The following is a 3,008-nucleotide window of genomic DNA, read 5'->3' as shown; positions in this document are numbered from 1 at the left end:
GAGGGTGAGGCCGAGCACGGAGGCGGCGAGTATCTGGGTGGTGCGGGTCATTCGCATGGGGTGATCACTCCGATTTATGAGGGGGCGGGGCCGGCCGGCTGTTCGGCCGGCCGGCCCCGGGTTGGTCGTGCTCAGCGGCAGGTGGCCGCGTTGTATGCCGCGTCGTAGGACGTGGTGACCTGCTTGCCGCCGATGGTGGCGGTGCCGGTCACCGTGGCCTTGCCCGCGGCGATCTGGGTGGTCCGGGTGTTGAAGGACTGGTAGGCCTGCTTGCCCGGGGCCACGTCGGTCACGGTCTTGTTGCCGAACGCGGTGTTCAGCGTGATCGTGGCCGGCGCGTCGCCGTCGTTGACGGCGGTGACCGCCAGGTAGGCGGTGGTGCCGATGCAGCGGATGCCGGCGGTGACGGTCAGCTTGACCTTCGCCGTGGAGGCGGGGGTCAGCTTGAAGTAGTCGAACTTGACCGTCTTGGACGCCGTCTGGTTGACGCCGAAGCCGAACAGGCCGACCTTGCCGGTGCCGGCAACGGCGCTGTTCTTCACCGCGGTGACCGTGCCGTTGGTGGCCAGGTCGGTCCAGGTGGTGCCGTCGGAGGAGTAGGCGCCGGTGAAGCTGTCGCCCACCTTCTTCAGGCGCAGCCACCACACCCCGGAGGTCAGGTCGGTGACCTGGGGCTGCGGGTCCTGCACGACGCCGCCGACCTCGCTGCGCAGCTCGAGCCGCCGGGTGACGGCGGAGCCCGCGGCGTTGTCCGCGACGTAGTCGAACTTCACGTAGTTCTCGTCGTCGCCGTAGACGATCAGGCCGCCCTGCTGGAACTGCTCGTTGAGAGCCGAACCGTCGACCTTGGTCTCCAGCGTCCAGTCACCGCTCGGCGCGGTCTGCAGGATGAAGTTCTTCGGGTTGCTGTTGTCGGACCCGTAGATGTCACCCTTGCTCGTGTCGATCTGGAGCTGACCACCACTGACCCGCGCCGCCGTCGCGTCGTAGCGCACGTTGGCGTTCCAGCGGCAGAGGTCGAGCGCGGTGCCCTCGAACTCGTCGCCCGGGTCCGAGGCCGTGGCCTTGTCGTCGGGCGTGATGTGGAACCAGTCGAAGGCCGCGTCCGTCACCGGGTTGTTCGTCGAGGCCAGCGAGATCAGGCCGATCTTCGGGTTGGAGATCCCGGCGAGCGGCTTGGTCTCGGACATCGCGGTGAAGTTGGTGCCGTCCGAGGAGTAGTGCGCGGTGATGTTGGTGCCGTCGCTGACGTACCGCACGTACACCGTGTCGGGGTAGGCGTCCCCGAGCTGGGCCGTGTTGCTCGCCGTCACCTCGTTGGGGCTGCCGTTCTCCTCCCGGATGAACTGGAAGATACGGTTGGCGTGGTCGTCGGTGCCCCGTGCCTGCAGCACCATCTTGGCGTAGTTGTCGTCGTCGCCGTAGATGACCAGACCGGCCTGCTGATAGGTGGTGAGCGCCTTCAGCGTGAGCTTGGCGGTGGCCGTCCAGGCGCCCGACGGCATCGGCTGCACGACGATGTTCGGCGTGTCGCCGCCCGTGCTGTAGATGTCGGTGGGCGAGGTCGGGATGATCAGCTTGCCGTCGGCGACCTTCAGGTCCTGGTTCTCCCGGATGACCGACCAACGGTCACGGTCGAGCTGGTTGCCCAGGAAGTCGTCCGAACGGCCGGTGAAACACGTCGTGGTCGGCGCGTTCACCCTGATCTGAACCTGAGCACTACCGGTGGCGCCCTTGGCGTCGGTCACCGTCACCGTGGCGGTGTAGGTGCCCGGCGCGGTGTAGGTGTAGCTCGCGTTGGCCGTGGTCGGCTCCGGCGAACCGTTCACCCCGAAGTCCCACTTGTAGGTGAGCGCGTCACCCTCGGGGTCGCTGGCGGTGGTGGTGAAGTCCACCTTCAGCGGCGCGATGCCCGTGGTCGCGTTGGCGGCCACCGACACGGTCGGGCGCTGGTTGTTGGTGGCGCCCTTGCCGACGAAGTCGACCCAGTTGAAGTTGAGCAGGTAGGCGTCGTTCGCCGCGCTCGCCGGCTTGCGTACGACGAAGTACAGCGGGCCGCTGTTCGTCGGCGCGTTGGCCAGGTCGACCGTCACGTCCTTGAACGTCTGCCAGCCGCCGGTGGGCGCGATGTCCACCGAACCGACCAGTGTGCCGTTGTCGGGGTTGCCCTGCCGGATCTGCACGGTGCCGCCGGCGCCGCCCGAGGAGGCGCGGAGACGGATCGCGGTGATGTCGGTCAGGTTGATCGGGTCGAACGACCACCAGTCGCCGTCCTGGACGAAACCGATGTTCTTGTTGCCGCCCGCGGTGTCGGTCGTGTCCTCGGTCTGCACACCCGCGGCGTCGGTGCCCGTGCCGCCGGTGACGCGGCCGGTCGCGCTGTAGTGCTCGGCCTGCTTGCGCTTGGGCTGCAGGATGACCTGACCCCGCCCGGTGAGCGGCTTGGCCGACCCGGCGCCCTTGTCGGTGTAGCTGGCCTCGATCGCGTAGAACAGGTTGTCGTACTCACCGTGGCCCGCCATGGCGGTCTGCACCACGCCCTCGCAGCCGGTCGTCTGGTCGAGCGGGTGACCGTGGGTGTCGTGACCCAGGATGGACTGGATCTGCACCTTGCTGCAGTCGACCGTGCCGTCCTCGGCGTCGGTGACGGTGACCTTGAACTTCACCTGGTCGCCGAACTCGAAGAACGCGCCGTTCGGCGGGAGCTCGACCTTGACCTCGGGCTTGGTGTTGCCCGCGTTGACCGTCACGCTGGAGGTCGCGGTCCTGCCGTCGGCGTTGGTGATCGTCAGGACGGCGCTGTACTCGCCGGCCTGGGTGTAGGTGAAGGTGGGGTTGGCCTCGGTGGAGTCGGTCGTGCCGTCGCCGTTGAAGTCCCAGGCGTAGGTGATGGCCTTGCCGTCGGGGTCGCGCGAGCCGTCGCTGCTGAACTTGACGGTCAGCGGCGTCGGGCCGTCGGTCTTGTCGGCGCTGGCACGCGCCACCGGCGGGCGGTTGCCCTTGATGTA

Annotated in this window: 1 protein-coding gene; it reads right to left on the bottom strand. The window is 68.0% G+C overall.

Going from position 1 to position 3,008, the window contains the following annotated elements; all coding sequences use genetic code 11:
• Positions 1-131: 131 nt before the first annotated feature.
• On the bottom strand, positions 132-3,008 hold a 2,877-nt coding region (locus tag F5972_RS36670; protein WP_150940749.1), incomplete at its 5' end, for a beta-xylosidase family glycoside hydrolase.

Origin of the sequence: Microbispora cellulosiformans, assembly GCF_008728085.1 — a bacterium.
GTDB classification, from domain to species: Bacteria; Actinomycetota; Actinomycetes; order Streptosporangiales; family Streptosporangiaceae; genus Microbispora; species Microbispora amethystogenes.
The sequence above is the reverse complement of the archived record's forward strand: the minus strand, read 5'-3'. Positions and strand labels throughout refer to the sequence as shown.